The sequence below is a fragment of the Bordetella holmesii genome (genome assembly GCF_020735985.1).
Classification (GTDB): domain Bacteria; phylum Pseudomonadota; class Gammaproteobacteria; order Burkholderiales; family Burkholderiaceae_B; genus Bordetella; species Bordetella holmesii.
The window spans coordinates 565,332-589,631 of sequence record NZ_CP085973.1 but is presented as its reverse complement, the minus strand read 5'-3'; the positions used below and the strand labels follow the sequence as shown (position 1 = coordinate 589,631).

Annotated in this window: 25 protein-coding genes and 1 pseudogene; 12 read left to right on the top strand and 14 right to left on the bottom strand. The window is 64.0% G+C overall.

Going from position 1 to position 24,300, the window contains the following annotated elements; genetic code table 11:
- The first annotated feature begins 320 nt into the window (after window positions 1-320).
- A complete protein-coding gene (locus LK440_RS02765) occupies window positions 321-1,103 on the top strand; it encodes a response regulator transcription factor (RefSeq protein ID WP_005015551.1) in 783 nt (260 codons plus the stop codon).
- Between the two features lie 142 nt (window positions 1,104-1,245).
- The gene (locus LK440_RS02760; RefSeq protein WP_145915635.1) at window positions 1,246-1,872 is read left to right on the top strand and encodes a fimbrial protein; all 627 of its coding nucleotides are present in this window, start codon (window positions 1,246-1,248) and stop codon (window positions 1,870-1,872) included.
- Here LK440_RS02760 and rocF read toward each other — a convergent pair.
- The 3 genes from rocF to LK440_RS02745 all read right to left on the bottom strand — a co-directional run bounded on the left by rocF (window position 1,863) and on the right by LK440_RS02745 (window position 4,815).
- Window positions 1,863-2,813, bottom strand: a complete 951-nt coding sequence (gene rocF / locus LK440_RS02755; RefSeq protein WP_005015556.1) for an arginase — start codon at window positions 2,811-2,813, stop codon at window positions 1,863-1,865. The genes LK440_RS02760 and rocF overlap by 10 nt on opposite strands.
- 66 nt (window positions 2,814-2,879) lie before the next feature.
- The gene (locus LK440_RS02750) at window positions 2,880-4,142 is read right to left on the bottom strand and encodes a sensor histidine kinase (protein ID WP_005015559.1); all 1,263 of its coding nucleotides are present in this window, start codon (window positions 4,140-4,142) and stop codon (window positions 2,880-2,882) included.
- Window positions 4,132-4,815, bottom strand: a complete 684-nt coding sequence (locus LK440_RS02745; RefSeq protein WP_005015563.1) for a response regulator transcription factor — start codon at window positions 4,813-4,815, stop codon at window positions 4,132-4,134. Before LK440_RS02745 ends, LK440_RS02750 begins: the two co-directional genes overlap by 11 nt.
- A 157-nt stretch (window positions 4,816-4,972) precedes the next feature.
- Here LK440_RS02745 and LK440_RS02740 point away from each other — a divergent pair, with 157 nt between their 5' ends.
- Both LK440_RS02740 and LK440_RS02735 read left to right on the top strand, forming a co-directional pair.
- Entirely contained in the window at window positions 4,973-6,067 is a 1,095-nt protein-coding gene (locus LK440_RS02740; protein ID WP_005015565.1) for an ABC transporter substrate-binding protein, read from the top strand.
- A 7-nt stretch (window positions 6,068-6,074) separates the two neighbouring features.
- Window positions 6,075-6,323 carry a hypothetical protein gene (locus LK440_RS02735; protein ID WP_005015567.1) on the top strand — a complete coding sequence of 83 codons (249 nt, stop codon included), beginning with the start codon at window positions 6,075-6,077 and terminating at the stop codon, window positions 6,321-6,323.
- On the opposite strand, the gene LK440_RS02730 is transcribed toward LK440_RS02735, so the two are convergent.
- Window positions 6,303-7,253 (bottom strand): IS481-like element IS481 family transposase, encoded by a 951-nt coding sequence (locus tag LK440_RS02730; RefSeq protein WP_005012808.1) that lies wholly within the window; start codon window positions 7,251-7,253, stop codon window positions 6,303-6,305. The two genes, LK440_RS02735 and LK440_RS02730, sit on opposite strands and share 21 nt — an antisense overlap.
- A 95-nt stretch (window positions 7,254-7,348) precedes the next feature.
- Between LK440_RS02730 and LK440_RS02725 the strand changes: the two are divergent.
- From LK440_RS02725 to LK440_RS02715, 3 genes and pseudogenes are all read left to right on the top strand, one after another.
- Window positions 7,349-7,735, top strand: a pseudogene (locus LK440_RS02725) (iron chelate uptake ABC transporter family permease subunit); the annotation flags it as partial.
- Window positions 7,736-7,757: 22 nt separating this feature from the next.
- Window positions 7,758-8,207, top strand: coding sequence for an azurin (azu, locus tag LK440_RS02720; RefSeq protein ID WP_005015571.1), 450 nt, complete (start codon window positions 7,758-7,760; stop codon window positions 8,205-8,207).
- 7 nt (window positions 8,208-8,214) lie between these two features.
- A complete protein-coding gene (locus LK440_RS02715) occupies window positions 8,215-8,976 on the top strand; it encodes an ABC transporter ATP-binding protein (RefSeq protein WP_005015573.1) in 762 nt (253 codons plus the stop codon).
- A 5-nt stretch (window positions 8,977-8,981) separates the two neighbouring features.
- Here LK440_RS02715 and LK440_RS02710 read toward each other — a convergent pair whose 3' ends face one another.
- The 3 genes from LK440_RS02710 to LK440_RS02700 all read right to left on the bottom strand — a co-directional run bounded on the left by LK440_RS02710 (window position 8,982) and on the right by LK440_RS02700 (window position 11,361).
- A complete protein-coding gene (locus LK440_RS02710) occupies window positions 8,982-9,953 on the bottom strand; it encodes a Bug family tripartite tricarboxylate transporter substrate binding protein (protein WP_005015580.1) in 972 nt (323 codons plus the stop codon).
- 92 nt (window positions 9,954-10,045) lie between these two features.
- On the bottom strand, window positions 10,046-10,951 hold the full coding sequence (locus LK440_RS02705; RefSeq protein WP_005015582.1) for an NAD(P)-dependent oxidoreductase: 906 nt from the start codon (window positions 10,949-10,951) through the stop codon (window positions 10,046-10,048).
- A complete protein-coding gene (locus LK440_RS02700) occupies window positions 10,948-11,361 on the bottom strand; it encodes a carboxymuconolactone decarboxylase family protein (protein ID WP_005015584.1) in 414 nt (137 codons plus the stop codon). Before LK440_RS02700 ends, LK440_RS02705 begins: the two co-directional genes overlap by 4 nt.
- Window positions 11,362-11,640: 279 nt before the next feature.
- Here LK440_RS02700 and LK440_RS02695 point away from each other — a divergent pair, with 279 nt between their 5' ends.
- A complete protein-coding gene (locus LK440_RS02695; RefSeq protein WP_005015588.1) occupies window positions 11,641-12,402 on the top strand; it encodes a GntR family transcriptional regulator in 762 nt (253 codons plus the stop codon).
- Between the two features lie 20 nt (window positions 12,403-12,422).
- Here the strand turns inward: LK440_RS02695 and LK440_RS02690 are convergent, their stop codons facing one another.
- From LK440_RS02690 to LK440_RS02660, 7 genes are all read right to left on the bottom strand, one after another.
- A complete protein-coding gene (locus LK440_RS02690) occupies window positions 12,423-13,067 on the bottom strand; it encodes an FMN-binding negative transcriptional regulator (protein ID WP_005015591.1) in 645 nt (214 codons plus the stop codon).
- Window positions 13,068-13,175: 108 nt separating this feature from the next.
- Entirely contained in the window at window positions 13,176-14,393 is a 1,218-nt protein-coding gene (locus tag LK440_RS02685; protein ID WP_227944771.1) for an ABC transporter permease, read from the bottom strand.
- 21 nt (window positions 14,394-14,414) lie between these two features.
- Complete coding sequence (locus tag LK440_RS02680; protein ID WP_227944770.1) at window positions 14,415-14,831, bottom strand: hypothetical protein; 417 nt, start codon at window positions 14,829-14,831, stop codon at window positions 14,415-14,417.
- Window positions 14,832-14,871: 40 nt separating this feature from the next.
- Entirely contained in the window at window positions 14,872-15,819 is a 948-nt protein-coding gene (locus tag LK440_RS02675) for an ABC transporter substrate-binding protein (RefSeq protein ID WP_005019950.1), read from the bottom strand.
- A gap of 57 nt (window positions 15,820-15,876) precedes the next feature.
- A complete protein-coding gene (locus LK440_RS02670; RefSeq protein WP_005015595.1) occupies window positions 15,877-16,554 on the bottom strand; it encodes an ABC transporter ATP-binding protein in 678 nt (225 codons plus the stop codon).
- Window positions 16,554-17,669: a porin gene (locus tag LK440_RS02665; protein ID WP_005015596.1), complete on the bottom strand. Its 1,116-nt coding sequence runs from the start codon at window positions 17,667-17,669 to the stop codon at window positions 16,554-16,556. The genes LK440_RS02670 and LK440_RS02665 overlap by 1 nt, the downstream gene beginning before the upstream one ends.
- A gap of 158 nt (window positions 17,670-17,827) precedes the next feature.
- The gene (locus LK440_RS02660) at window positions 17,828-20,137 is read right to left on the bottom strand and encodes an acyl-CoA dehydrogenase (RefSeq protein WP_005015598.1); all 2,310 of its coding nucleotides are present in this window, start codon (window positions 20,135-20,137) and stop codon (window positions 17,828-17,830) included.
- A 177-nt stretch (window positions 20,138-20,314) separates the two neighbouring features.
- Here LK440_RS02660 and LK440_RS02655 point away from each other — a divergent pair, with 177 nt between their 5' ends.
- Genes LK440_RS02655 through LK440_RS02640 form a run of 4 tightly spaced genes read left to right on the top strand, consistent with a single transcriptional unit; the run spans window position 20,315 to window position 24,294 of the window.
- Complete coding sequence (locus tag LK440_RS02655; RefSeq protein ID WP_005015600.1) at window positions 20,315-21,259, top strand: Bug family tripartite tricarboxylate transporter substrate binding protein; 945 nt, start codon at window positions 20,315-20,317, stop codon at window positions 21,257-21,259.
- Entirely contained in the window at window positions 21,256-22,239 is a 984-nt protein-coding gene (locus LK440_RS02650; protein ID WP_005015610.1) for a LysR family transcriptional regulator, read from the top strand. The genes LK440_RS02655 and LK440_RS02650 overlap by 4 nt, the downstream gene beginning before the upstream one ends.
- The gene (locus LK440_RS02645; protein ID WP_005015612.1) at window positions 22,236-23,060 is read left to right on the top strand and encodes a Bug family tripartite tricarboxylate transporter substrate binding protein; all 825 of its coding nucleotides are present in this window, start codon (window positions 22,236-22,238) and stop codon (window positions 23,058-23,060) included. The genes LK440_RS02650 and LK440_RS02645 overlap by 4 nt, the downstream gene beginning before the upstream one ends.
- Window positions 23,061-23,073: 13 nt before the next feature.
- Entirely contained in the window at window positions 23,074-24,294 is a 1,221-nt protein-coding gene (locus LK440_RS02640) for a CaiB/BaiF CoA transferase family protein (RefSeq protein WP_005015615.1), read from the top strand.
- The last annotated feature ends 6 nt before the right edge of the window (window positions 24,295-24,300 follow it).

Here is a 24,300-nt window from a genome sequence, read left to right as displayed (position 1 = left end):
GTCTACTGTAACCGGCAGGCCGCATTCCGGCCACCGTCCGTAGCGGAGCCAATTTCTCTCAGGCGAGATACATTCAGAAAATAATGTATCTAGATTAAACACAAACCAGGATAAATCGAGACAAACAGCGCTCAAAACGGTGCGGAAATCCGGTTTCACTTCCATGAGGAAACTTATATTCACAAATAAACACATTTATGTTTAAATTGGAAGCAGGCATCCCTGGCCGATGAGGCCTGCCCCCGCTCCCACTGCGGAGCCGGATCCGCCAACGGCGTGAGACACGCCGCGAGCCGCCGCCCCAGCACTCGGAAAAACGAATGAACAGAACGCTGGATGTCATCTTTCTGATCAAAGACGATGCCACGCACGAAGAACAACTGGACAGCCTGAGCCGCCTCGGCTTCCGCGTGCGCGTCTGTCATGATCTGGCCGGGCTTTATGAGCATTACGGCAGACAGCCCTGTCCTTTGGTGGCGTTGTGCGCACCCCTGGCCGATCTGCACATTGCGGCCGTGCGCCTGCGTGCCACGGATCGGTCCGTCGGCATCATCGCCCTGGCCCGCTTTGCCGACAGCGAAGCCCGGGTACGCACCCTGCTGTGCGGGGCCGACGCCTGTTTAGACCGCGACGCCAGCGGACTGGAACTGGCCGCTGTTCTGCAGTCTTTATTGCGCCGTATCGCGGGCCTGGCCGCTTTGCCCATGCCGCTCGAAGAGCGTGCCGAAACCGCCGTCGACGCCGAGCCCGAGGTAGCCTCCTTGGCGGGCTGGCCTGGCACGGTGGCCAAGTGGCGGCTGGCCAATCAAGGCTGGACACTGGTGAATCCCGCCGGCCGTGGCATCGGCCTGACCACGGGCGAACGCGCCTTCATGACGCGGCTGATGACGGCTCCGGAACGCAAGCTCAGCCGCGATGCCCTGCAGCCGGAAGATGTGGGCGCCGAGTCGCCTACGCAACGCAGCCGTTTTGTAGACGTGATGGTCAGTCGCCTGCGCCGCAAGGCGGCGCTGCAACAGATGGCGCTGCCCATCCGGGCCGTCCACGGCTGGGGCTATATGTTCGCCGGCGAGGTCGACGCGACAGCGGCGGATCCGAACTGAACTCGCCCTCACCGCACTAGGTGTTGGTCTGATTCCGATCCGCCGTAATTACTATAGTAACAATCAAAACAGGCGGATTTCGGGCATGTCTGATGAAGCAGCCTCGGCATACTGAGGGCTCTTTAGCAAGACGCGTACAGCCATGAAAGACCGCAATTCTTCAACCGGGATTGAGTGTGTAAAGGCCGCGACGGCCACGTTGATGGTGGCCGGCATGATGACCACACCACCGGCCTATGCCGTAGATGGCACGATTACCATTTCGGGCGAGATCACCGATCAGACGTGCAAGATCAACGGCAACCAGCCGCCTTACAACCTGGTGGTCACCTTGCCCAAGATCGGCACCAAGGCCATCCCCAACGTCAACGACACCGCCGGCGCCACCCCCTTCGAAATCAAGCTCAGCGAATGCCCTGATTCGCTCAACACCAAGGCAATCAAGGCCTATTTCGAGCCCGGCCTGACCACCGACTATGGCACCGGCAACCTGAAGGCCTACTCGACGACGGCCGCCGCCACCGTCCAATCGTCGATCCCCTCCGCACCCGGCACCATCTTCAAGAGCGTGCAGATCCAGTTGGCCAATCCCAATGGCGCGACGCTCAAGGTGGGTGTGGACACGACCGCGCAAGCCGCGCAAAGCACCACGGTGACCAACAAGGCCGCCACGCTGCGCTATCTGGCGCGCTACATCAGGACCAGCTCGGAGGCCATCACCGCAGGCAAGCTTGTCAGTTATGTGCAGTACTCCATCGTCTACCCCTGAGGCCGGATCAGCGTCGATTTGCCGAACAGGCTCTCGACCAATTCGGCGGCGACGATGGCCGTTTTATTGCGCACATCCAGCGCGGGGTTGAGTTCGACAATGTCCAGCGATGCCATGCGCCCGGTATCGGCGATCATCTCCATGCATAGCTGGGCCTCACGATAGGTCGCGCCGCCAGGCACCGTGGTGCCGACACCCGGCGCGACGTCCGGATCCAGAAAATCCACGTCGAAACTAACATGCAAATGCATGTCGTCATCCAGGCCTGCCAGCGCCGCCTGCATGGTGGCGCGCATCCCTGCCTCGTCGATATGACGCATGTCATAAACCTGCAGCCCCGCCTGCCGGACCAGGCAGCGCTCGCCCTCGTCCACGCTGCGTATTCCTACCTGCCTGATCCAGGCGGGTTGCAGAGCAGGGCTGGCGCCAGACAACTGGGTCAGGGGCCGGGGGCCGGCCCCGCACAGACAGGCCACGGGCATGCCGTGCAGGTTGCCCGTCGGTGTCAGAACCTGGGTGTTGAAATCAGTGTGCGCATCGAGCCAGAGCACGCGCAGGCCTTGCCCGGCGGTGCGGCAGTGGCGCGCCACGGCGCTGATCGAGCCAATCGCCAGACAATGGTCCCCGCCCAGCATGACCGGAACGTGCCCGCACTGCAGCGCGTCATAGACGGCGTCATGCACGAGCCGGTTCCAGGCGATGACTTCGTCCACGTGACGCAGGCCCTCTACGGGCGGTTGCCATGGATTCGGCGGCCCGGCGAGGTTGCCGCTGTCGTGAACGCGGTGACCGCGGCGCTGCAGCCTTTCCGTCAGGCCGGCCACGCGCAGGGCCTCGGGCCCCATGGAGGCGCCCCGAGCGCTGGCCCCCACATCGGTGGGCGCGCCGATCAAGCGGATATCCCTGGGCAGCATGCTGTCTCCTGACGCGATTTGGCCCATCTTGATTCAATATCCTGCCCAAGCGCAAGCATGTCCGACCCAACGGCGGCACTGCGTCCGGACGGATCAGGACGACGGCGATAGCCAGATATGAAACCGGCAGCCGTGCCCAGGCGAACCATCCAGTTCGATACGCCAGCCCTGATGCTGGCAGATACGCTGCACCAACGACAGGCCCAGACCCATGTTCTCGCGAGTGCTCTCCGGGCCGCTGACAAAGGGCGTAAACAGCTCGGCCTGCGTCTGCGCGGCGATGCCCTGCCCATCGTCCTCGACCGTGATGCGGTCATCGTCGGCGCTCACGTGTATCCATGTCGCGCCCTTCGCATGTTGCAAGGCATTGCGGATCAGGTTGGAGACCACGACATGCAACAACGCCGCAGGCCATTGCATGGTCTGCCCCGGACTGCGGCGGCATTGCAACCGTAGTCCCAGGGCCTCGGCCCGGGGCAACCAGCGCTGGCATTCTTCCTCAACGACCTCTTGAGCGCTGGCTTGCGCAAACCCCTTGGCCGACGAGGCGCCGCGCGCCAGCATCAAATGCGTCTGCAGATGCTGCTGCATCTCTGTGGCCGCCTTGCGGATGCGCACGGTCTGAACGCGCACCGCGCGCGGCAGATCGGGGGTATCGTCGAGCACCTCGGCGCTGCTGGATATCACCATGAGCGGTGTGCGCAACTCATGGCTGACGTCGGCGGTGAACAGACGCTCGCGCTCCAGGGCCTGCTCGAGCTGGTTGTAGGTTTCATCGAACGCCTGGGCCAGCTGGCCGATCTCGTTGGGCGGGTAGGCCTGGGCCAGCCGGGTGCGGGGCGGCAACTCCGGCCGCAGGCCCACCTGCTCGGCCAAGGTCAGCAGCGGCCTGACGAAGCGCCGGCTGGCCAACGCGCCCAGTCCGAACGCGGCCAGCAGGCTGGCCGCCAGCGCGGCAACGGTCACCCAGTGCGAACGCACCTGGCTGTGTTCATACTCGGTGTAGTCGCGCAGCAGAACATACCGCGTGCCGCCGTGGTCGTCGGCCATGGCATGCCAGATACGTCCGGCCTGCTGCAGCTTGTGAAAACCGGCCGGGATGCCGCGCAACCATTCGGGAAATGCGGCGCTGCCCGGCTCGCCATGAAAAAACCGGTCGGCGCGGCCGATCTCCTTGCCCGCAAGAAAATCCCCGCGCACGCGCTCGACGGCCATGCCCATATCGATACGCTGCAGGTGTTCCTCGAGCTTGACCACCGTCCACCATGACAGGACCGAGAGCACGGCACCGATGGCGACACTCAGGCACAGATAGGTCAGCACCAGATGACGCGAGAGACGCGAGTCAGTTGCCATCTTCGTCCGCCAGGCGATAGCCGATGCCATGCACCGTGTGCAGCAAGGCCTTGGGATAGGGCTTGTCGATCGTGTGCCGAATCTGGTGAATGTGGGTGCGCAGGCTGTCGCTATCGGGCGGCGAATCGCGCCAGAGCGCCTCTTCCAACCTAGCGCGCGGCACCACGGCGGGACTGGCGCGCATGAGCATGAGCAGCAACTGCAGCGGCGCCGGGGGCAGGCGCAAGGCCTGTCCGGCACGCGACAGCTGCAGCGTATCGGTCTGCAGCCGCAGGTCACCCACGTGCAGTACCCGCGCCATGGCGGCAGGATGCGCACGCTGCAGAATCGCCTTGACGCGCGCGGCCAGTTCACTCAAGGCAAACGGTTTGACCAGGTAATCATCGGCGCCGGCGTCAAACCCCTGCAGGCGCTCGTCCAGCGTGTCGCGGGCGGTGACCATGATGATGGGCGTGACGCGGCCGTCCTCGCCACGCAGGCGGCGGCATAGCTGCAGGCCATCGACGCGGGGCAACATCACATCCAGCACGATCAGGTCGAAGTCGTGGGCCGCCGCCAGGGCGTAGCCCTGCTGCCCGTCGCAGGCGCAATCCACGATATACCCGCGCGCTCCGAGGTGATGGGCGACGTTGGCGAGAATATCCGGGTCGTCTTCGATGACGAGAATGCGCATGGCGGAGCCGGTCTCAAAACGGTTGAGGCGCTCATTGTAGGGCTGCCCTAGCGTCTTAACGAATTCTTGAGACTCCCCCCCGCATACTGCCCGCCGATCAGGAATACGTTTCATTCAGAACGTTTCTGCGATGGCCATTCCTGAATGGAGACTACCCGTGAAGAGCCTGCGTATCGCAGTGGTTGCTCTGGCCGCCCTTCTGTTGCCCGCGGCGGCGCAGGCGCGCGAAGTGACTGACCTGGCTGGCCGTCAGGTGCACGTGCCTGACCACCCCACACGCATCCTGCTGGGCGAAGGCCGTTTTGTGTTCGCCATGGCATTGCTGGACCGCGCCAACCCGGTGCAGCGCGTCGTAGGCTGGCAAGGCGAGCTCAAAGCCCAGGATCCGCAGGCCTGGAAGCAATTGCTGGACCGCTATCCCCAAGCAGCCGCCATCCCCTTCATCGGCAAAAACTCCGAGGCCAGCGTCAGCCCCGAGCGCATTGTTTCCCTGCATCCAGACCTGGCCATCTTCGGCCTCAGTGGCCATGGCCCCGGCCCGGCCAATCCCATGATCGCCGCCCTCCAACACGCCGGCATTCCGATCCTGTTCATCGACTTCCGCGCCAAACCGCTGCAGAACACGATTCCCAGTCTGCGTGTGCTGGGGCAGGCACTGGGCCGCGAACACGAAGCCGAGCGCTACATCGACTTCGCCCAGCAGCGCCGCGCCGCCGTGCAGGCCGTCGTCGATGGCGTGCCCGCGGAGCAACGCCCTCGGGTCTTCGTCGAGTTGCTGGCCGGTGTCTGGCCCGCCTGCTGCCACACCACGGGCGCAGGCGGCCTGGGCGATATGGAGAGCGCGGCCGGTGGACGCAATATCGCCAGCGAACGCGTGCCTGGCGCCATCGGCGATGTGAGTCTGGAATATCTGATTCAGCAGCAACCCGACGTTTACATCGCCACTGGCAGCCGCAACGAGCCCGGTCGGCCAAGCATCGTTGCCGGACCCGGCGTGGCACCGGGCGTGGTCAACGGCAGCTTGCAGGCCGTCCTGTCCCGCGATGGCATCAAGGACCTCAACGCCGTGCGCGAGCAACGCGCTCACGGTCTGTGGCACGCCTTCTACAACTCGCCCTACAACATCATCGCCATCGAGGCGCTGGCCAAATGGTTCTATCCGGCAAGCGATCTGAATCCCCAGGCGTCCATGGATAGGCTGTATCGCGATTTCGTATCGCTCGACGGCCAGGGCAGCTACTGGACACGCTGAGACTTCGATGCACGCCACCATCGCCCACTATCAGCGCACCCAGACACGCCGACTTGCCTTGACTCTGGCGCTGGCGCTGGCCATCCTGGGCGCACTCGTGCTGGACATGGCTACCGGCCCGTCCGGCTTGACCTGGGACACCCTGATACGCACGCTGCTGCACCCCGGGCAAGCCGGCACCGCGGCGCGGGTCATCGTCTGGGACTTCCGGCTGCCCTATGCCCTGACGGCCGCGCTAGTTGTGAACTGTCAATAGGTTGTATTCGTCCAGGTTGAGTCTGGAGATGGGTACAGCGCGCCCGATGCCTTGGTGGGGTCGATGCCAGTTGTAGTGGTGTAGCCAGGATTTCATGGCATCGGCTCGGTGTTGGGAGTTCTGGTAGGTGTGAGCGTAAGCCCACTCACGCAAGGCCGACTGGATGAAGCGTTCGGCCTTGCCATTGGTCTGTGGGCGGTAAGGTCGGGTAAAGCGGTGCTTGATGCCCAGCTCATGGCACAGCGCGGCGAAGGCGCGGCTGCGAAAGGCCGAGCCATTGTCGGTGAGCAAGCGCTGGATGGTCACGCCCAGGCGCTGGTAGTAGGCCACTGCGTCCTTGAGGAACTGGACGGCGCTGGGGAAGCGCTCGTCGGGGTGGATGTCGGTGAAGGCCACGCGGGCGTGGTCATCGATGGCCACGAAGACGAAGTCCCAGCCGGCCCCCTCAACGGTATCGCGTCGGTTGCCCGTGACCCGGTGGCCAGGGCGCTGGATACGTCCCAGCTTCTTGATGTCGATGTGCAGCAGATCGCCGGGGGCCTGATGCTCGTAGCGCACCACCGGCTCGGCCGGCTCCAGGTCGGCCAGGTGCGACAGACCGGCGCGGGCCAGGACGCGGCTGACGGTGCTGGCTGACACGCCCAGCGCCTGGGCGATGCGCGCTTGGGTCAGCCGCTTGCGGCGCAGCTCCACGATAGCCAGCGCCTTGGCCGGCGCAATCGCTCGGGGCGAGACCGTCGGGCGCGAGGACGCATCGGCCAAGCCCGCCTGGCCCTGAGCCAGGAAGCGGCCCAGCCATTTGCGCACAGTCGGCGCGGTGACCCCATAGGCGCGGGCCGCTTCAGGCACACAAACTTGATGGGCGATCAATTGCTGGACCATTTCGAGTCGACGTAGGAAGGTCAATCGGGCATGCTTATGGGTGTTCATCCGGCCGGGCTCCTTGAGTGAACTGGGGGGTTGGCGATTTCCAGTTTCTCAAATCCGGTTCGGATGAACCATGCATACAACCTATTGAATCTTCACAGCTAGTCGGCCTGTGCCTGGGCGTGTCGGCGGCCGCCGCATTCGGCGCCGCCCTGGCCATCACGCTGGACTGGCAGTTGCCCGTTCTGCCTGCGGCGCTGACCGTCTCGGTGTGCGCCTTCGCGGCGGCGCTGGCCGTCTCCTTTGTGGGCACAGTGGGCTTTGTCGGGCTGGTGGCGCCGCACATCGCGCGTGTTCTGGCCGGGGAGGACCATCGCTTCTATCTGCCGGCCAGCGCGATGGCCGGCGCGCTAATCATGTCCCTGGCCTCGGTGGCCTCCAAAACGCTTCTACCCGGCGTGCTGGTGCCGGTCGGCATCGTGACCGCGCTGGTCGGCATCCCCTTTTTTCTCACCATCGTCGTGCGCGCCATGCGGCGTGGTTGACGGCGAGTCCTCTGGAGCACACATGAAAGCACTGATTCTCGGCCTAACGGCCATTTGCGTAAGCGGCGCCGCGCATGCCGGTGATGCGTGCAGCATCGACGTCGAAGGCCGCCCGGGCAAGAAGTTCTCGCCCGACCACATCGTCGTGCCCGCGCAGTGCGAGTTTTTCTCGGTGCGCCTGGTTCACGTGGGCCACAATAGCAAGGAGAAAGCCGGGCACAACTGGGTGCTCACGCGCAGCGAAGATACCGACAGCGTCATGCTCGACGGCATGCGTGCCGGAGCCTCGACCGATTGGCTGGCCCCCGGGGATGCTCGTGTCGTGGCCAAGACGCCCATGCTGGGCGGCCAGGAAACCGCCACGGTGACCTTCCCGGTCAAGCGCCTGGCCGCAGGCCAGTCCTATACCTATTACTGCTCGTTCCCGGCTCACGCCGAGAAAATGCGCGGCACGCTGGTGCTGGGCCACTGAGGCGCACATGCTGTGCATCCAGGGCTTGAGCGCGCGCTATGGTGCGACAACGGTGCTGCGTGACATCAGCGCCGCGGAACTGAAACCGGGTAGCCTGAACGCCCTGCTTGGCCCCAATGGCAGCGGCAAATCCACGCTGTTGCGCGCCCTTGCCGGCTTGCTTGCCGCTCAGGGTCGGCTGACCCTGGACGGGCAGAGCCTGGCAGCGATGCCGCCGGCCCGGCGCCGACAATGCCTGGCCTACATGCCTCAGGCCCTGCCTCGGGCGGTGCGGCTATCGGTCTTCGAAGCGGTGCTCATCGCCTGCGGGCAACGACGGCCAGCCGACGCACCGCAGCGCGTGGCAGCGCTGCTGGACCGCCTGGGCATCGCCTCGCTGGCAGACCGGTCGCTGGACGCGCTGTCGGGCGGCCAGTTGCAATTGGTGGCCCTGGCCCAGGCGCTGCTGCGCCGGCCCCGCGTGCTGTTGCTCGATGAGCCACTCTCCGCGCTGGACCTGAATTTCCAGTTTCATGTGATGGACCTGCTCAAGCGCGAGACCCGCGCCCATGGGCTCATCACTCTGGTCGTGCTGCACGATCTGAACATCGCATTGCGGCACGCCGATCACGCCTTGATGCTGTGCGCCGGCGAGGTGATTGCCGAAGGCAGGTGCGAGGAGGTCATCCGGCCCGAGGTGCTCGAGCGCGCCTACGGCGTGCGCACCACGGTCCAGGGACAAGCCAAGCCGTATCTCTACATCGAAGGCCTGGCTCGCGTGCCGCTCTGACGCGCTTAGTTGACCGTGACGTTGGCCACGCGGATAAACTCCTCGTAGCGCGGCACGTCGCGCGCAATCAGCGCCTGAAAGGCGGCTGCCCCCTCCTGCTCTTTGGTGGGTGCGGCCGCGGCGAGTTTCTGCAGCGACTCGCGCACCGCAGGGTCCTTCAATGCGGCGGCCAATGCCGACTCCAGCCGCTTGACCACCTCCGGCGGCGTTCCGGCGGGCGCGGCAATGCCGTTCCAGACGCTCATATCGAACGCCGGCACACCCGCTTCGGCAAACGTCGGCACATCGGGCATCTGCGGCAGACGGGCAGGACTGGCCACGGCCAATGCGCGAACCCGTCCACCTTCGTGCAAGGGAATCATCGTCACCGTCTGATCGATCACCGCATCCACCGTGCCTGCCATCAGGTCCGAAATCGCGGACCCTGCGCCGCGATAAGGAATCTGCACGCCTTCGCTTTTCGTGACATGCAGGAAGTTGGCGGCGGCGATGTGGCTGGTCGAACCCGAGCCCGCGTTGCCCACATTTACCGTATTGGGCTTTTCGTGCAGGCGGGCCACGAACTCAGGCAGCGTCTTGACACCGCTGGCCTTGCTCACCGACAGCACCATGGGCACGGTGGCCACCAGGCCTACGCCCACCATGTCCCGGCGCGGGTCGAAATTCGACTTCGGATAGAGCGACGGCGCAATCGCCAGCGAGCCCATATTCCCGAAGGTGATGGTGTAGCCGTCGGGTGCCGCACGCGTGACCTTCTGATTGCCGATCATCGTGCCGCCACCGCCGAGGTTTTCCACCACGACGGTTTGTCCCAGGTTTTTGCCCATGGCATTGGCCACGATACGCGCCAGGCCATCCGTAGAGCCGCCAGGAGCATAGGGCACGACCATGGAGATCGCGCGCGTGGGATAGTCCTGGGCGCTGGCGCCCGTCGATGCGAAGGCCATGCAGGCCGCTGCCAACCAGATTGCTTTCATCATTGTCTCCAGGGCGCAAGACGCCCTCCATCCTGAGGACGGATATCGTTTTAGGGAAACACCACGGGGCGGGGGTTGCGCCCCGCCTGCCGTCAGGCTTTTGGCTTGAGCTCGATGCCGGCCAGGCTCTCGGACAACCGCGCCACCGCGGTGTGATCCTGCCCCTGGCCCAGCGACTTGCCCGCCGAGGCCCACATCTGGCGGCACAAGGCCGCAAAAGGCGTGGGCGTGCCGGTGTCATCGGCCATGCCCAGGGCAATGCCGAGGTCTTTGACCATGAGATCCAGACCAAAGCCGGAATTAAAGGCGCGCGAAAGGACGAATTGCTTGAACTTCTTCTGCGTCGAGTTGTTCATGCCCGTAGACGCATTGAGTACATCCACGATGACGTCCGGATCCAGGCCGAACTGCTGTCCGATCAGCATGGCTTCGACACCGATCAGAAACCCGCCCGCCGAGACGAGATTGTTCAGCGCCTTCATCGCGTGGGCACTGCCGACCGTACCCGTGTGCACGACGGAGCTACCCATCGTCTGCAACAGCGTGCGCACGCGCTCGAGGGTAGCGGCCTCGCCACCGAACATGATGGCCAACTCACCCGTGCGGGCGCGCGGCACGCCCCCGGAGACAGGCGCATCGACCAGCTCCCCGCCGGCGGCGCCCACCAGGGCGGCCAGCCTCTGCGTATGCGCCGGCACGCCGGAGCTCATCTCCACGATGATCGTGCCTGGCTGCAGGCCGGCCAGCACCCCATCGGCGCCGCTCAAGACCTGCTCGACGATGGCGCTGGTCGGCAGCATGGTGACGATGATGTCGCTCTGGCGAGCCAATGTCTGGCAGTCGGCCGCCGCCTGCCCACCGACTTCAGCCGCGAAGCGCCCCGCCTGCCCGGGCGCGGCGTCGAACACCGTCAGCGGAAAGCCGGCCTGGTGCAATTGATGCGCCATGGGCCAGCCCATGCTGCCCACCCCGATGAAACCTACGCGGGGCGCGCTCATGCTTGTTGCGCCTTGAAAGCGCCCTCTTCTTCGAGCACTTGATTGGCCACCTTGAAGGCGTCCAATCCTGCCGGAATACCGCAATACACCGTGGCGTGCAGGAGGATTTCTTTGATCTCTTCGGCGCTGACGCCGTTGTTGAGCGCGCCCTTGACGTGCAGTTTGATCTCGGCGGGGCGGTTCAGTGCCGTCAGCATGGCCAGGTTCAGCATGCTGCGCGTCTTCTTCTCCAGGCCGGGACGGCCCCAGGCATAGCCCCAGCACCATTCGGTGGTGATGCGCTGGAATGCCATCATGAAATCATTGGCGCGCGCCAGCGAACCGTCAACGTACTCCGTGCCCAGCACCTCGCGGCGCAGCTCCAGGCCTTGATCAAAAAGTTCCTGTACGGGGTTTTGCTTGTCTGCCATGGAAATGTCTCCTCGGGGGGGTGGCGGCCGGCCGGCGAACGGCGTCTTCGGCCTCGGGGTTTTGGAACATACGTCATATTGTCAGACAACCTTATTGACAGTCAATACCCAGAAATTCCATAATTCGTAACGGGCGCAGCCACCGTGGAGGTGCGCGCCGCGCCCACGCCGCCGATGAGCGGCGGGCCCCGGTCTCCCTCCCGGTTGCGGTTGACCCGGGTGCGACAAGATATAGTTCGGCCTTATCCGCGCGCGGCCGCAGCCCCGGCCCGCCATGACATGTATGCCGAGGAATCCATGGCCCGCTCGTCCGATACCGTTTTCGAAAAGCCAAGCACGTTGCGCTCGCGCGTCGAGGAATATCTGCGCACGGCCATCATGCAGGGGCGGCTCAAAGGCGGCGACAAGCTGCGTGAGCATGAACTGTGCGAGCAACTAAACATCAGCCGCCCTACCTTGCGCGAGGCCTTGCGCACCTTGGAAGCCGAGCGGCTGATCACCATCGAGCCACACCGCGGCCCGACCGTGGTGCGCATTACCGCCAAGGCCGCGCGCGACCTGTATGCCTTGCGCGCCCTGCTGGAGGGCTATGCCGCGCATGAGTTCGCACGCCTGGCCAGCGACGACGATCTGGAGCGTTTACGCCTGTCGGTAGCCGCGTTGCGCGAGCAAGCGGACAAGGGCGATCGGGTCGGCCTGCTGGCTGCCAAACGCGAGTTCTATGACGTTTTGCTGGCCGGCTGTGACAACGATCTGGTCAGCGATATGTTGCCGGGGCTGCTGTCACGCATCAATCTGCTGCGCGCCAGCTCGTTTGGCAGCCCCCAACGCCTGCCTCAGAGCCTGACGGAAATCGACCGCATCTTCGCCTGCATCCAGGCGCGCGACCCCGCAGGGGCACAGGCGGCGGCACACGACCACATCGTCAATGCCGAGCGCACCGCACTGGAAGTGCTGCAGCGGCAGGACCAGGACGCCGGAGACGGCGCGGCGGACCTTCGCGCGACGACACCGCGCGGCCATGCAAGCGCCGCCAGATAGCTGCGCGGCGCGGTGCGCCGCTAGTCAGCGCGCGCCTTGCTATCGGCACAGGCCTGCATCCGCTGGCCCAGTCCAGGGGAGCCGCGCTCGATCAGGGCCTGCGCCGCGCCCTCGATATCGCGTACCTCTTTGTTCTGGCTCAGTTTGAACTTGCCTTCGAGCGCGGTGATCTCGATCTGAATACCCACCATGGCGCGCAGCATGCCTTCGGCGAAGTCCGGGGCGCTGTCGGTCATTTTCCAGGGGCGGGGCTCGCCGGCCTCGTGCCTGCGCGTCAATCGTGCGATGACGCCGCGCACGAAGCGCTCGTCATCCATGATCGTAATGCGCCCGCGCGCATGCACCACGCGGTAGTTCCACGTGGGGACCTGTTGATGCGCTTCATGTTTGCTGGGGTACCAGCTCGGCGAGATATAGCCCTGCTCGGCCCGGAACACTACCAGCACCTCGTCGCCGTCGGCCACGTCCTGCCACACCGGATTGGCGCGCGCCACATGGGCGGTCAGCACCCCCGAAGCGCCGGCCGTCTCATCCAGTTCGAAAGGGATGTGGTTGGCGTCGAGCCCCGAGCGGCCTCCGGTGATCAACACGCCGAGCGGAAACTCCCGCATCAGGGCGTTGAGTGCGGCGCGATCCTCATGGTTGAAATGGGCAGGGATATACATGGTGGCGATCCTCAAAAGCACTGCCCGTATTGTGCGCGGCGAGCCGTGCACACGATAGGGCCAGTCCAGGTCTTTTGGCAGGAGCCAGACCAGGGCTGGCGCCCCCACTCAGCGAGTGTCGCCCCGGGCCTGCAGGCGCAGGCCGGCCAGCATCAGTGTCAGGCTGATGAGGACGGCCACGCAGGCCATGGCCATGCCGGCCCCCACCGACCCTTGCTCGAACTGCCGCCAGACATAGACCGAGACGGTCGACATCCCCGCTGGCGCCAGCAGCAACGAGGTGACCAGTTCACGCGAAGCCACCGCGAACACCATCATCATCGCCGCGATGACGCTCGGCGCGGTCAGTGGCAGCGTGATGCGCCAGAGCGCGCGCAACACGCTGGCGCCGTGCACACGCGCGGCGGCCTCCAGGCTGGGGCCAAGCTGAGTGAGCGCCGCGCCGGCATAGCGCATGGGATAGGGCAAGAGCAGGCAGGAATACGACAGCAACAGAATGGCCCAGGTGCCATAGGGCGTGAGCGGCCAGAAGGGCTGATTCCAGGCCAGAATCAAACCCACTCCCACCACCACCCCGGGTAGCGCCGCCGGCAACAGTGCCAGCGCATCGATCCAGGCTGCGCCGCGAACGTGTTTGCCGGCCACCAGCCAGGCCGCCACGAAGCCCAGCGAGCCCGTCAACAAGGCCGCACTGGCAGCCAACAGCAGGCTGGTCAGCAAGGACTCGTATCCCTGCGCGTCACCGACGATTTCCGCGAAGTTGGCCAAGGTCAGGTTATGCGGGCTGAGCCCACCCGAGATCGTACGTTGCAACGCGCTGGCGGCCATGCTGGCCAGGGGCACGACCGCCGCAAGCACCGCCACGGCCGCGAACACCGCGACAACCGGTCCACGCCATGGTCCCAACTCGGCGTGGGCAAGCGGCACCGGCTTGCCGCTGGTGGTGTCAAAACCGCGTCCACGCAGCACGGCACGCTGCACGCAATAAGCGGTCAGCGCCAACGCCACCAGCACCAACGACAACAATGCGGCTCCTGACAGGTCGATGGGCCAATCCGCCAGCCGCCGCTCGATGGCCGTGGTCAACACGGACACCCCGGCCTGGCCGCCGAGCGCGGCCGGCACGCCATACTCTTCGATCGCCAAGGTGAACGACAGCAACAGGCTGGCGGCGATGGCCGGCAAGGCCAGCGGTAACGACACGCGCAAAAAGGCGCGATAAGGACCCGCGCCGCATACGCGCGCGACTTGGGCCAGGCGCCCGCCACTGGCAGCCATGCTGCGCGAGACGGCAAAGTACACCACGGGGAAGATGCTCAGACCCATGATGAGAATGACGCCGGCGCGCTAGTGCAGCAGGCCACTGAGATCGACGCCGCTCAACTGAACCAGATACCCGCGCTGCTGTAGCGCCATGGTCCAGGACAGGGCCGCGATATACGGGGGCAGCAGAAAGGGCAACAGGAACATCAGGTCCCAGAAGCGTGCCGCCGGCACGCGGCACAGGCCACGCAAGGTGCCCAGCGGGATACCGAGCAAGGCAGCGACGGCGGCCACCCCCACGCCCAACGACACGGTCTGGCCCAGCAGGGATAAGGTGCCTGGCTGGGTCAAAACCTGCCGCCAGGTCGAAAATGGCGCGGCAAACGACCCCTCGCCAAGATGCGGGAACACGGCCTGTAATACGACAAAGCTCACCGGCAAAGCGACGAGCACCAATAGAGCGACCAGGGTAGTGGTCGCCAGCAGAGCTAGGCTTTTCATGAGTGCGCAGCGCGCGCCGCGGCGCGCGCTCCTTTTTCGGTCAGTGCTGGCCGAAAATCTTGGCAAAGCGGGCAAGGGCCGCCTCTCGCCCCCCTGCCGTCTGCCCGCTCTCGCTTTGCAGGACATGCAGGTCCCGTAGCAAGGGGTGACGGGCCGCCACGTCTTCACGCGCAGGGATCAGCCAGGCATGGGCCACCGCGGCTTGTCCCTCTTCGGACAGCACATAATCCAGGAAGGCTCGCGCTTGGTCGGGCGACTTGCTGGATCTCATGACCATCATGGGACGCGGCGCGAGCACGGTACCGCTGGTCGGGAAGATCACCTTGATATGCTCGCCCTTCTGCACGCTGGCGTAGGCCACGTAGTCAACGCCACCGAACACGGCCGCCCGCGCGCCCTGCAGAACCGGCGTCAGCGCTTGCGCATTGGGACCGGACACGGCCATGCCGTTGGCGCGCAGCTTCTCCAGCAACGTCCAGACGCCCGCACCCTGTGCGCTTTGCAGCCCCAGCAGCAGGTCCAGCGTGGCGCCGGACAGCGCCGGGTCGGGCATGGTCACGGCATCCTTATAGGCCGGGTTGGCAAGATCGGCCCAGTCTTTGGGCTCGGGCGTGTTGGACGTGCTGTTCCAGACAATGCCCAACGCCGAAATGCCTTGAGCCACGTAGGTCTTGCCCCGATAGGCTGCAGGGACCCGGGCCGCATTGGGGCCGTCGTAGGGCAGCAGCATGCCGCGCGCATCCATGTCCAACGCCGTATCCCAGGAGGCCGAGATCAGCACGTCGACGCGCGGATTGGCGGCCTCGGCTTCTAGCCGGGCCATCACTTTGCCGGTCGTGGCCTGAAAAACATCCACGCGCACGCCAGTCTGTTTGGTAAAGCCGTCGGCCAGTTGCTTGATGAGCGTTCCGGGGCCCGCGGTATAGACGGTGAGCGCTCGGCCATCAGCAAAACTGGCGTCAGCGGCAACGCCCAGGGTCAATGCCATAAGAAGACCAAGCAATTTCTTGTATGAAAACGGAGCGATCATTTTATGAAGATTCCGTTAAAGATTTACGACAGCGGCGATGCGGCCAGCATCCATGCGGACGACCCGGTGAGCCAAGGCGTGGGCCTCATCATGGTCATGCGTCACATAGACGGCGGTCGTGCCCAGGCGGCGCAGCAGGCGGCCGATCTCGCCGCACAGGGATTCGCGCAAAGCGCGATCCAGGTTCGACAGCGGCTCGTCAAACAACAGCAGGCTGGGTTGGGCCACGATGGCCCGAGCCAATGCCACACGCTGCTGCTGCCCGCCGGAGAGCTGCGACGGGCGGCGCGTCTGCATGCCGGCCAGGCCCACAAGCTCCAGGGCCTGGGCCACTTGCGCGGCGCGTTGGCCACGCGGCACTCGCCGCATCTGCAGGGGAAAGCCCACGTTCTGGGCCACGCTCATGTGGGGCCACAAGGCATAGTCCTGAAACACCATGCCCAGGTCGCGCGCTTCGGGCGGCGCAAAACCGGCTGGGCCGGCGACTTCGCGCCCACCCAGCAGGATGCGTCCTTCGGAAGGTCGCAACAGGCCGGCCAGCGACTTGAGCAAGGTGCTCTTGCCGCAGCCGGACGGGCCGAGCAACGCCAGGACGGTGCCTGCCGGCACCTCCAGGTCGATCCCTGCCAGAACGGGCACACCATGATAGGTATGGCGCACCCCTTCGAGCACGACGTCGATGCCGGCCACCATCAGAAGCGATGGCGCATGCCTAGCGCCACGCCCAGCTGATTGCTGCCGGGTTGCACGTTTACACCGTATTTGCCCCCAATGACGCTGACCGACGATCCGTTGTCGTTGAGTGCATAGGAGCTCAGCGCATACACCGTGGTGCGCTTGGACAGGTCATATTCCGCGCCCAGCACCAAGAGCGTCGGCTTCTGATCCGAACCCGCGCCCTGGGCGGTGGGGCAGCTCGCCACGTTCATGTTGTCGCACGTCGTGCCCTGCATGTGATAGATCGCCAGCGAAAGATTCGTCGCGGGCGCTGCCTGATACCGGGCGCCGGCCCAGTAGAGGCGGCTGACGTAGTCACGTTGCACCAGCTTCTGCTCCAGCCAGCGATAGCCGCCATAGAGCTTGATGAGCCCAAAATCGTAAGAGAGCGCACCGAGGATGCGGTCTTCGCGGTTACTACTGTCGGCTCCCGCCTTGGGCGCGTCTGCCCGCTTGGTGTGATAGAGCACCGCCGCATCCAGGCCGCCGGTTTGATAGCGCAGACCTGCACCTATCATTCGGCCAGTATTGGTATCAGTCCAGCTCTGGTCGTTATTCCAACCGAAGCTGTAATAAGCGCCTACGCTCAGCCCGCCGAACGTGTTGATGTACTTGATGGAGTTGTCCATCCGGTCGGAGAACGCCGCATCGATACGCTTGCCACCGTAGTTGGCGTTCTCGAAAGGGTTGTACTTGCTCATCCAATCGATCATGAGCGTGTTGTGGCGCCCCAATGTCAACGTGCCCAGACTGCGATCGGACAAGCCAACATAGGCTTGACGTCCAAACAGACGGGATCCCTGCAGGGATTGGCCATTGGCCGGATCGAAACCGGATTCCAGCGTAAAGACTGCCTTGGTGCCGCCGCCCAGGTCTTCGCTGCCGCGCATGCCCCAGCGGGAACCATTCAGGTTGCCCGAGGACATGCCGGTCTTGCTTGCGCCATTGGGGCCGTGAGTCAGGGGCTGGACGCCGACGTCGATAAGCCCATAGAGCTGCACCGACGTGGCAGAGACGGACTGAGCCACGTGCATCAGGCTCATGAGAGGCAGGCAGGAGAGTGCCGCCGCGTTGCGGATAGTGAACTTCATCAGGTTGTGTCCTCTTTGGGATTCAATCGGAGCGCACAGTCTAGGTAGCGACTGCTACAGCGACATGACGAACCCTCAAAGACGGGCAGCCCCCACACAGGGGCTGTCCACAAGCAACAACGTCCTGTTGACGAACCGACCGGCCGGACCGAATCGGCTCAGAGGCCGAGAACTGCCTTGGCGACGATATTGCGTTGGATCTCGTTGGAACCACCGTAGATCGTTGTCACCAGCGATTGAAGAAACGGCGCGGCCGGAATCAACGGCGTACCATCGGTCATGGGTACACCGCTCCAGGTGCCACCAGTTTCATCCGCCCAACGCACGATCTCTCTCGCAATGCCGACATAGGTTTCGGTGGCCAGGACTTTCAGTCCCGACACCGACGCCGGCAAAAGCTCACCCCTTCGCACGACATCGGCAAACAAGCAATACAGGGCCTCGAGCTCCGCAACCTGGGCCAGCAGCGCCGAGTAAGCCTGGCTGAACTCGGGCAACTCAAACAGAGACTGGCTATGCGCCAATTGCTCTAGATTATGCAACGCCTGGCGCGATTGCTGTGGGCTGCCCGCGAAGACGCGCTCGTAACCCAACAAGTCTTTGGCGATTGCCCAGCCCTGATTCAATCCACCCACGAGATTCTCGGCCGGCACACGAACGTTCTCGAAGAACACTTCGCAGAACTCCTGCTCGCCGACGATATTGGTAATGGGCCGGATGGTGACTCCCGGCGTGGCCAGATCGATCAACAGAAAACTGATGCCGGCCTGAGGCTTGCCACTGGTGTCGGTGCGCACGAGGGCAAAAATATGGTTGGCATCATGAGCCAGAGTCGTCCAGATTTTCTGACCATTGACCACAAAATGATTGCCATCACGCCGCGCCTCTGTACGCAGAGACGCCAGATCGGATCCGGCGTTAGGTTCCGAGTACCCCTGGCACCAGATATCCTGCCCGGAAAGGATACGGGGCAGATAACGCGCTTTCTGTTCGGCGCTACCGTGTTGAATCAGCACCGGCCCCAGGTTGATGATGCCTTGATCGGGCAAACGCACCACCCCCCAGCCCTCCATCTCTTCGAAAAAGATAAGCAGTTTGGCCGGCGATAACGCCATGCCGTCGAACTCCCGCGGCCAGGCAGGCGCCAGCCACCCATGCCGCGACAGCGTCATATACCACTCGCGCACCTCGGCCAATCGCAGGCGGCGAGGCACATGACGCAAAGCCTGAGGATAGTGCTCTCGCAGAAAACCGCGCACCCGCTGGCGGAAGGCCTCGTCGCTCATGGCGTTGTAATCCTTGCCCTCGGCCAGCGGCTCGTCCTGCACTGCATCGCGTTGCGGCCGTAAGGTGTAATACCGTGCCAACAGGGTGCGCGGGCTGCCAAGCCAACTGGCCGTCTGCAGCGCGCGCTTGAGATAGAGGCCGATGTCATATTCGTCGGTATATCCAATCGCGCCGTGCAGTTGCACCGCCTCTCGACACAACGCGATCACCCGGTCGGCGATCCTGGTTTTGGCCAGGGCGGCCTGGCGACCGAGAGACTGCGGAAACTGCTGCGCCTGATGATAGCTCTCAGCCAATAGCGCACCGCAAACTTGCACACTCACGTAGGCATCTACCATGCGATGCTGAAGAGCCTGATTGGCTCCTATGGGGCGTCCAAACTGTACGCGCGTCTTCAGATAATCCAACGTCAGCGTGTATACGCGCCGCGCGATGCCGTACAGTTCGCTGCACTGCAACAGGCGGGCAGTCTCCAGCGCCGTAATGCATATGTCATCGACCCGCGCTCCTTGGCCAATCATGCGCGACTCGGGGATGATCGTATCAAGATGAAGCGTACACAACATGCTGCCGTCGACGCGCAGTTCATTGTCGACACGTACGCCCGGATCGTCGGGCCGCACCCACACCAAAGTCGGTGACTCGCCCAGTCGAGAGTGCACCAGCCAACCCGTCGCGCCCACCGGAGCTACCCAACGCTTGACGCCGATGAGATGAATACGATCGCCCTCGCGCGCCACGGAAGTAGACACGGAACTGGGCAACAGTTCCCCGGCTTCCTCCTGCCACACCAGCCCGAGTACGGCCTGGCCGCTGACGACGCTTTGCAGAAGGTCTGCAGCCAGTGGATGGTCGGCAAACGGAGGCAACACAAGCGCGGGCAAAACGCCCGCACCTAAGTAGGGTTCGGGCAGGGGTGCCTCACCCACCGCCGTAGCCATGGCGCCCAAAACGTCGATACCCAGACCGAGCCCGCCCAACGCCTCGGGCACCGTGACCGAGGTCCATCCGGCTTCGGCAAGTTGGCGCCAAATGTCGGCTTCCCAGCCCGGAGAATTACCGCGCAGACCGCGCAATCGCTTCAGGGGTGAGACCCGGGCCAAGATGCCAGCGGCGGCTTCCATGAACTCTGCCTGCCGCGGCAGCGGCCCGAACAGCGAATAAGCGTCGTAAACCTTCATTGTGATCCTTGGTCATGAGGCCATGCCTGCAATGGGGAAAATTCTAGGTTTGAGACGGCGGCTGATTCATAACGCAACGCTGAGAACAGCTATTAGCGAATTCCTGTGATGCGGGCCAAGTTTCCTTCCTAGAATGCAGCTACACCAAGAAGCGCCCGTAAAGGCGAGGAGACACAAATGCAGCTTATGAAGTGCTGGCTGGCCGCCGCTGCCCTGGCCGCCGCGTCCCTGACGCATGCCGCCGATCCCGAACGTATCGTGGTGCCTTACGCCGTCGGTGGCATCACGGATCTGTACGGACGAGTACTGGCAGAGAAGCTGCAGGCCGGGCAATCCCATCCCATCCTGGTGGACAACCGCCCCGGCGGAGGGGGGGCCATCGGCACCGCCTTCGTAGCGAAAGGCGCAGGCGACGGAAGGATGCTGCTGCTGGGCAGCGTTGGTACCGCCACCAACCCGGCCATGATCCGAGCGCTGCCCTATGACCCCAACGATCTGGTGCCTGTGGCGCAGGTCGCCATCAGCCCGTTGGTGCTCTATGTGCGGGCAAGTTTGCCCAACCAGTTACCCGAACTGATCGATTACGCGCGTCAATCCCCGGGCCGCCTGTCGTTTGCCAACTCCGGAGTGGGCTCCAGCCCCAACCTGGCCGCGGCACTGTTTGCTCGCGAACTGGGGCTTAAGGTCACCCATGTGAGTTATCGCGGCACCTCGGCAGCCATCAATGACCTGCTCGGCGGTCAAGTGGATGCCTACTTCGATACCCCACAAGCCATGAACCACGTGGCCAGCGGTCGCATCCGCGCACTTGCCGTGGCCGGCCCGCAGCGGCTGCCACAAGCCCCTGACGTGCCCACCCTTGACGAGCTTGGCATCCCCAACGTCCATGCGTCGAGCTGGTGGGGCATTTTTGTGTCGGCCAAAACGCCGCCCGCCGAGGTTCAGGCATTGCAGCAGCGCTTGGCCAAGGTCGTTGCCGACCCGGCGGTTCAACAGCGGGCCAATGAGATGGGCGCCATCGCCGTCTACCGCGACCAGGCAGCTTTTCAAGCTTTTTTCGATAGCGAAGTCCGGCGTTGGGGCGCCATCATCGCGGCCGAGCACCTCTCGGCGCAACCATGAGCGCAAGCCAAGACAGCACCGGCTGGGACCTGCGCGCGCTGCGTATCTTTTCCTTGGTGGCGCGGCACGGCAGCATCACCAAGGTGGCCATCGACCTGGGGGTTAGCCAGCCGGCAGTCAGCCGCTACCTGTCCATGCTGGAAAAGCAGTGCGGTGGCTACCTCTTTACCCGCAACGGCCGGGGAGTCAGCATGACCGAGTTGGGCAAGCAAGTCTTGCCCATGGCCGAGCAGGTTCTGGCCAGTGCCGACGACCTCAACGATGTGGTGGCCGCCGCGCAAGGCCGCGTAAGTGGGCTCGTGCGTATCGGCACCCTGCCCTCGCTGAGCGAGCAGTTGGTAATTCCGCTCATTCTGCGCGTGCAGCGCGAGCACCCCGGCATCCAGCTGCAGATCGTCGAAAGCGCGGCAGGCCAGATCGAAAGTTGGCTGCACCGCCGGGAAATCGACATCGGGCTGCCCTATCGCAGCCACGACGCTCTGGGCAATGACGAGGACGTGTTGCTGCGCCTGCCCTCCTACCTCATCGGTCCGCCCGGCGACCGCGTCACTGCGACGGCACAGGTGCCTTTCGCACGCCTTCATGGCCTGCCCTTGGTGTTATCGCGCAAGCCATCGTCGGTGCGCATGATGCTCGATGAAATGGGGCGCCGCCACAACATCGACATCCGAGTGCTGGTGGAGGCCGACTCGGGCTTCATCCAGAAACAGATGACCATCAAACGGGCGGGCTACACCGTTCTGCCCTGGCACGTGGTGAGCGCTGAAGTCAGCCGAGGCGAACTGCAAGCCGCCGAGATCGTAGAGCCCTCGGTCCTGCGCATTGTTTCGCTGATGTTGACCGATCGCCCTACCCAGGCCGTCAAAGTAGTTGCCGCGCTGTTGCGGGACCTCGCGCTCGAAGCCACTCCAAGACTTGCTGTTCGACCGGGACAACAAAACGCCCTCTCAGCGGGCTGGTACACAAGGAGACACTCATGAAACGCATTTTCCCGGCCGCGTTACTGGCCCTGACGGCGTGGATCACCCCTGTCGAGGCCGCCTACCCTGAAAAGCCCATCAGAATGGTGGTGCCCTTTGCCCCTGGAGGCGGCGCGGACCTGACTGCGCGCGTGGTGGCCGACAGCTTGAGCAAGCGTCTCGGCCAGCCCGTGATCGTCGAGAACAAGGCCGGTGCCGGTGGCGTCATCGGTGCGGGAGCAGTGGCTCGCTCGGATCCCGATGGCTATACCCTGCTCTACACGACGCCGGGGCAGCAAATGACATTGCCCTATCTCATGAAGAATATGCCTTACGATCCGGCGGACTTGCGCCCCGTCTCGCAGGTATCGCTTGCGCCAAGTGTGCTCGTGGTCAACGACAAGCTGGGCGTCAAGACACTGGACGAACTCATCGCCCTGGCAAAGAAACGGCCCGGTGAGTTGAATTTCGTCTCCGCCGGCATTGGCGCGTCAAGCCATCTCAACGGCGAGCTCCTGCAGATCCTGGCGGGCATCAAGCTGCAACATGTGCCCTACAAAGGCACGGGCGAGGCAGTCAAGGATCTGGTGGCCGGCAATGGCGATCTGGCCATCGATACGGTAGGTATCTATACCTCCTTCATCAAGGACAAGGGGCTCATTCCCTTGGGCGTGACCACGACCACCGAGATTCCGCTGCTGCCAGGTGTTCCGCCTATGTCGCGATCACTGCCCGGTTATGACGCCTCTCCGGTCAATTACATCTCGGTGCCAAAAGCCACACCTGAGCCCATCGTTCGGAAACTGGCCAGAGCCATCCAAGCCAGCATCGCCGAAAAGTAGCCCAGGAGTCTCTATGCCTCATCCGCTGTCTCACATCCGTGTCCTCGACCTGAGCCGCGTATTGGCCGGCCCTTGGGCGAGCCAGACCCTGGCCGACCTGGGTGCCACCGTCACCAAAATTGAACAACCCGAGGTGGGCGATGACACCCGCGCCTGGGGACCTCCCTTCCTGAAGCGCGAAGATGGCTCTCGCACCGGCGAATCGGGTTACTACCTCATTTGCAATCGCGGCAAGCGCTCGGTGACAGTCAATCTCAAGTCGTCGCAGGGCCAGGCGCTCATCCGCCGCATGGCGCGCGATGCCGACGTTGTACTGGAGAACTTCAAGGTCGGCACCCTGGATCGGCTGGGTCTGGGTTATGAAGACCTCAGGCGAGAAAACCCGCGCCTGATCTACTGCTCGGTAACAGGCTTCGGACAGACGGGACCGCGCGCGCAACAGCCTGCCTACGATTTCATGATTCAGGCCATGAGCGGCTTGATGAGCATTACCGGCGAGTCGGACGATCGCGCAGGCGGCGGCCCAATGAAGATAGGCGTGCCCATGGTGGACCTCATCACCGGACTGTACGCGGCCACCGGCATTCTGGCCGCGCTGGCGCGGCGCGACGTCACCGGCGAAGGCGAGCATGTCGACATGGCCATGCTCGATGTCGGCGTCACGTTGCTGACAAACCAGGCCATGAACTACATGCTCTCGGATCAGGTTCCGCAACGGCGCGGCAACCGCCATCCCAATATCCAGCCGCAACGGGTCTACCAATGCCGCGACGGTCGCATCATTCTGGCCATCGGGTCCGACACCCAGTTCGCCAAATTGTGTCGGGTGCTTGGGCACCCCGACATGGCTCAGGATGAGCGGTTCCGCAATAACGCCGGCCGCGTTACCCATTTGGCCGAACTCGATCCCTGGCTGGATGAACAGCTGCTCCAGCACGACAAGGCGCCGCTTCTGGCCGCCCTCGAAGCCGAGGGCCTGCCGTCGGCACCCATCAACACTATCGCGGACGTTTTGCAGGACCCGCAAGTGCGACACCGCGAAATGCGCTTTGACGTATCTCACCCTGACGGCATGCCCATGCCCCAAGTGCGAAGCCCCATCCGCTTTCGCAATAGCAGCCTGCGTCTGGATCAAGGCCCACCGACGCTGGGCCAGCACACGGACGAGGTGCTGGCAGAAATGGGCTTATCGAACGCGGAGATCGTGCAGTTACGGTCCGAAAAAGCCATCTGAATCCGG